Origin of the sequence: Microcystis sp. M53598_WE2 (assembly GCF_030067735.1) — a bacterium.
In the GTDB taxonomy this organism is placed as follows: domain Bacteria; phylum Cyanobacteriota; class Cyanobacteriia; order Cyanobacteriales; family Microcystaceae; genus Microcystis; species Microcystis aeruginosa.
Genome location: NZ_JASJFE010000482.1, coordinates 1 through 5,111, shown reverse-complemented (window position 1 = coordinate 5,111; position 5,111 = coordinate 1). Strand labels below are relative to the sequence as shown.

General features: G+C 44.4%; 4 protein-coding genes and 1 pseudogene. 3 read left to right on the top strand and 2 right to left on the bottom strand.

All coding sequences use genetic code 11. The features are described 5' to 3' along the window. Nucleotides 1-57 precede the first annotated feature (57 nt). The gene (hemW, locus tag PX636_RS10065; protein WP_288117010.1) at nt 58-1,230 is read right to left on the bottom strand and encodes a radical SAM family heme chaperone HemW; all 1,173 of its coding nucleotides are present in this window, start codon (nt 1,228-1,230) and stop codon (nt 58-60) included. Between the two features lie 261 nt (nt 1,231-1,491). Here hemW and PX636_RS10060 point away from each other — a divergent pair, with 261 nt between their 5' ends. Continuing rightward, a complete protein-coding gene (locus PX636_RS10060; RefSeq protein WP_288117009.1) occupies nt 1,492-2,571 on the top strand; it encodes a PIN/TRAM domain-containing protein in 1,080 nt (359 codons plus the stop codon). Nucleotides 2,572-2,908: 337 nt separating this feature from the next. On the opposite strand, the gene PX636_RS10055 is transcribed toward PX636_RS10060, so the two are convergent. After that, nucleotides 2,909-3,187 carry a thylakoid-associated protein gene (locus PX636_RS10055; RefSeq protein ID WP_288117007.1) on the bottom strand — a complete coding sequence of 93 codons (279 nt, stop codon included), beginning with the start codon at nt 3,185-3,187 and terminating at the stop codon, nt 2,909-2,911. A gap of 241 nt (nt 3,188-3,428) precedes the next feature. Here PX636_RS10055 and trmFO point away from each other — a divergent pair, with 241 nt between their 5' ends. Together trmFO and PX636_RS10045 are read left to right on the top strand one after the other, a co-directional pair. Further along, nucleotides 3,429-4,766 (top strand): FADH(2)-oxidizing methylenetetrahydrofolate--tRNA-(uracil(54)-C(5))-methyltransferase TrmFO, encoded by a 1,338-nt coding sequence (gene trmFO, locus PX636_RS10050; protein WP_288117004.1) that lies wholly within the window; start codon nt 3,429-3,431, stop codon nt 4,764-4,766. A 60-nt stretch (nt 4,767-4,826) separates the two neighbouring features. Beyond that, nucleotides 4,827-5,111: pseudogene (locus PX636_RS10045) on the top strand (2TM domain-containing protein); the annotation flags it as partial.

Below are 5,111 nucleotides of genomic sequence, written 5' to 3'. Positions count from 1 at the left end.
AAGCTAAAATCCATTTTTAATTTAATTATAACCAGCTACTTAAAATATAGTTTCTGACTATTGCCAGCGATCGAATAAATCGGTTAAAACTAGATTAGAAAACAAAAAACCTTCGGGGTCGCTTAATCTGACCCTGCTATCCCCCTCAATTATTACTAAATTACGCTGTTTATGCGGCTCTAAGACCTCTAAAATTGCTTTTTTGATTTCCGAACCAAAATTAGCTTCAATGGCGGGTAAACTCACCCCTGACCCTAACCTTAACCCTAGCATTAAGGTTTCGAGAAGATCATCAATCAAACTATTTTTCTCCACGTCAATCTGACAGCCTTCTTTTACCCAAGCGAAATAGTCGCGACTTTTGCGCGGACGGGTAAAACGTTGTTGATGAAGATAACTAGCAGCCCCCATACCAAAGCCGTAATAGGGACGATTTTCCCAGTAAACTCGATTATGTCGGCATTGATAACCCGGTTTAGCATAGTTAGAAATTTCGTAATGTTGATAACCGGCTAAAGCTAGTTTTTCACCGGCTAAAACATACATTTTTGCCGTGGTTTCATCATCGGGTAAGGGTTTTTTCCCCGGTTGATACTGTTTACCGAAAGGAGTAACCGCTTCTAAGACCAAATCGTAACAGGAAAGATGGGCCGGTTGCAGTTCGATCGCTTTTTCTAGGGAATTTTCCCAATCTGTCAGGGTTTGTTGTGGCAATCCTGAAATCAAATCCAAACTATAGTTAACTATTCCCAATCCCTGAATTAATTCCACTGCCTGATAGATATCCTTAACGGTATGCGATCGACCAGAAACCTGTAATAATGGTTCTTGAAAAGCCTGTACTCCTAAACTAACCCGATTGACTCCCGCGCTAAGATAACCCTGTAATTGTTCTAAACTAAAGGTAGCTGGATCAATCTCCATAGAAATCTCTATATCAGCTGCAAAATCAAACTTTTTGGCTAAAGTATCCAGAATTGCTCCTAATAATTCCACCGGTAACAGGGAAGGAGTCCCCCCCCCAAAAAAAATTGTTTCTAGGGGTTTCCCCGTCCCCTGACTAAGACTAATTTCTTCTTGTAATATTTCCACATACTCCACCACAGGGGGAAAAGTCGCCGGATTGGTGCGATTACCGACGACAAAAATCGGGAAATCACAGTAAAAACAGCGCCGACGACAAAAGGGAATATGAATATAAACCGAGGTTATGGGGTGAAAATAGGGCATTATATGAGGAAAAAGGAAAAAAGGGAGTGTGGGGTGTGGGGTGTGGGGTGTGGGGAGAATAAAGCTGCCTCCTGCCTCCTGCCTCCTACTGTAATTTCGTTTATCTTCGTTAAGATGTATTATGGCTGGGGAGAACATCTCCTAGAATGAAAGCAACTTTCCCGACACAAATTAGGAGAGGCCCACGGATATAATGTAAAAGTATCCATACTCATTATTTTTCTACCATCATTCCCCCCTATCCCCTCTGGTATTATCCCCATGCTTGATGCTGTCATAATTTTACTATTCGTCTTCGCTGTTGCCAGTATTGGTTATAGTGGTGTGGACTTGCTGCCAGTTGCTGTCCAGTCGCAAATCAGCAATATTGAAGCTTTACGCTGGTTATCGGCGGGTTTTGCCTCAATTATTGGTTTAGCCCTTGGTTTAGTTGCCCAAACTACCTATCGTCGTCTAGAAACCCAAGTACGACAAACTCCGATCGAAGTTATTTTAACCCGTTCGGTCGGTCTAGTTATCGGTTTGTTGATTGCTAATCTGATCCTAGCTCCGATTTTCTTCCTACCGATTCCCAGAGAATTCTCGTTTGTTAAGCCGATAATCGCTATTTTAGGCAGTGTTATGTTTTCCTATCTGGGGGTTAGTTTAGCAGATACCCACGGTCGCACTTTTTTGCGTCTGATTAACCCCAATAGTATGGAATCAATTCTAGTGGCAGAAGGGACCCTGCAAGCGGCCGCCACCAAAGTTGTGGACACCAGTTGTATTATCGATGGTCGTATCGAACAATTGTTAGACACGGGATTTATCGAGGGACAGATACTCATTCCCCAATTTATCCTTCAGGAATTGCAACAGTTAGCGGATGGCAGTAATGACCAAAAACGAGTCAGAGGAAGACGCGGATTAGATATCTTAAACCGGATGCAGCAAGAATTCCCTGATCGCATTGTCATTCATCCGGCCGATTATGAGGATATTAGCACCGTAGATGCTAAATTAGTCCATCTTGCCCAAGAGATTAACGCCACCTTGCTCACGAACGATTATAATCTCAGTAAAGTGGCCAATCTGCAAAAAGTCACCATCTTGAATGTCAACGATCTCGCCCAAGCAGTACGCCCGATCTACTTGCCTGGGGATACTTTGGATCTGAAAATTCTCAAAGCAGGAAAAGAACCCACCCAAGGCATCGGTTATCTAGAAGATGGCACGATGGTGGTGGTAGAAGAAGGAAAAGATTATCTAGGGGGAGAATTGCGGGTAGTGGTGACATCTGCACTGCAAACCTCGGCCGGACGGATGATTTTTGCTAAACCCCAAAATTCCCTGATTGCCTAAAGGTAATAAAACCCAAAAAAGCCTCAAATACAGAGCCAGAGGGGATTGTATTTGAGGAATTTCATTTTTTAAGGGAAGTTAAGTCACCAATCGAACTATCTAGGGTTTGCTAAAAAAGTTTTTCCTGGTGGCAGGGTGTGGGGTGTAGGGTGTGGGGTGTGGGGTTTTACCCATTTTCAGGTGGTCAATTACCTAATTTTCAGGGAAAAAGTCCAGGAATTTTCCCCCCAATCACTCCAAAGGTCGGCACTTTTTGAGGGAAAAAAAGTCTAAAAACCTTGTTGGACAAGGTTTTTAGATTTATTCAGCAAACCCTATCTAGCCAATTGATACCTAATTAAGCTGGTTTATTGATTACAGCCATGGACTGACGAGCAAAACCGAAATAACTATCCCAGAATTGTTTCTGACTATTGAGGGCAACTTTGGTGGCGGTTTCTTGGGCGGTTAGATAGGATTTCACCCATTCTTGTTGATATTCGAGGGATTTAACCAAAGTTTCCGGAAACTCAAACACTGGTGTAGTCGTGGGAAGACCATTACCCCAAGCGGACAGAAGCATTTTCTGCCATTCGGCTAGGTATTTTTGGTATTCTTCAAGATAATTGGTGTTCATAGAAGTCAAACCGCTAACTAGCCCATCTGGAAGGAGATGGTGAGAAAGTGGGGCGGTGTTGCCACCTTCTCGAAAGCAAAAACCGTGACGAGATAAAATATAATATTCTATCCCTTCCTTGATTATAACCTGAGTTTGTGATCAGCCCCAATCTTCATGCGATCGCCCTAGGCTGGCCCTATTTTTTGGTGACTCGGAACTAACGCTAAAATAATCCTACTCTAGCCATTTTCTCCCAACTATGATCGATCGCCCTATTCATGTAATTGGTGGAGGATTAGCGGGGACTGAGGCGGCGTGGCAGATAGCCCAAGCAGGTATTCCCGTGATCCTGCACGAAATGCGCCCAATTCGCTCTAGTCCCGCCCACCATAGCCAATTTTTAGCCGAATTAGTCTGTAGTAACTCCTTTGGTGCCATGGCGGTGGATCGCGCCACCGGGTTACTCCATGAAGAATTACGACGCTTAAATTCTCTAGTTATTGCCCAGGCCGATCAGCACAGTGTCCCCGCAGGAGGGGCTTTAGCGGTCGATCGAGGGGTCTTTAGTCGAAATTTGACGGAAATCTTGGCTAACCACCCTCTAGTCACCTTAAAACGTCAGGAGATCACGGAAATTCCCCGGGATGGTATCGTCGTTTTAACCACTGGACCGTTAACCAGTGCTGCTTTGGCCGCAGATCTGCAAAATTTTGCCGGCCTGGACTATCTGAGCTTTTTTGATGCCGCTAGTCCGATTATTCTAGGGGAATCGATCGATCGATCGATCGCTTTTCTGGCCTCCCGTTACGATAAAGGTGAGGCCGCCTATCTCAATTGTCCCATGGATCGGGAACAATACCTGCACTTCTGGCAAGAACTAAAACAGGCAGAACAAGCAGAATTAAAGGATTTTGAGCGAGAAAATGCCAAATTTTTCGAGGCTTGTCTGCCAATCGAAGAATTAGCCTGTCGGGGAGAGGATACCATGCGTTTTGGTCCCCTGAAACCGGTGGGATTAGCGGATCCCAGATATCCGGATCAACGTCCCTACGCAGTTATACAGTTGCGAATGGAAGATAAAGCGGGGCAATTGTGGAATATGGTGGGATTTCAAACTAATTTAAAATGGGGTGAACAAACACGGGTTTTCCGTCTGATTCCGGGGTTAGAAAAGGCCGAATTTGTCCGCATGGGGGTGATGCACAAAAACACCTTTATCAATTCTCCCCAGTTATTATCCTCCAGTCTCCAGTTTAAATCGCGACCGACGCTGTTAGCGGCAGGACAGTTAATCGGCACGGAAGGCTATACGGCTGCGGCTGCTGGGGGATGGTTAGCGGGAACTAATGCCGCTCGTTTAGCTTTAGGATTAGAAACGGTGACATTGCCAACCACAACGATGATGGGGTCATTATTTGAGTTTATCAGCAGTGCCGAACCGAAACATTTTCAACCGATGCCGCCAAATTTTGGCATTTTGCCGAATTTTACCAGAAAAATCCGCAATAAACGGGAACGTTACGGTCAATATGCCGATCGCTCTTTGCAGGATTTAGAAGCATGGATGAATCAGTTAAAAACTCCCTGTCTCGTCTAACTGTCAATCGCTAATCGATCGCCCATAATAGAGAAGGAACCTATTTCTTTCTCTATCGCTATGCCAAACCCCGATTTTTTCCCTCCCCAATCCTACAGTCAAGAGGATGTGCAGGAAATTCTCTATTTGGCTATCTCCCGTCAAGGGGATAAGGGAGAAATTACCCGTCAACAGTTGTTAGAAATTGCCGACGATTTAGCTATTGAAGTTAAAGACTTAGAAGCGGCGGAAAAGGACTGGCAAGAGTCAAAAATGGTCAGTTATAAACGGCAAGAATTCGATCGCTTTCGTCGCGAGGAGCTAAAACATAAAACCGTTCGCTATCTGATTATTAATAGTTTTTTT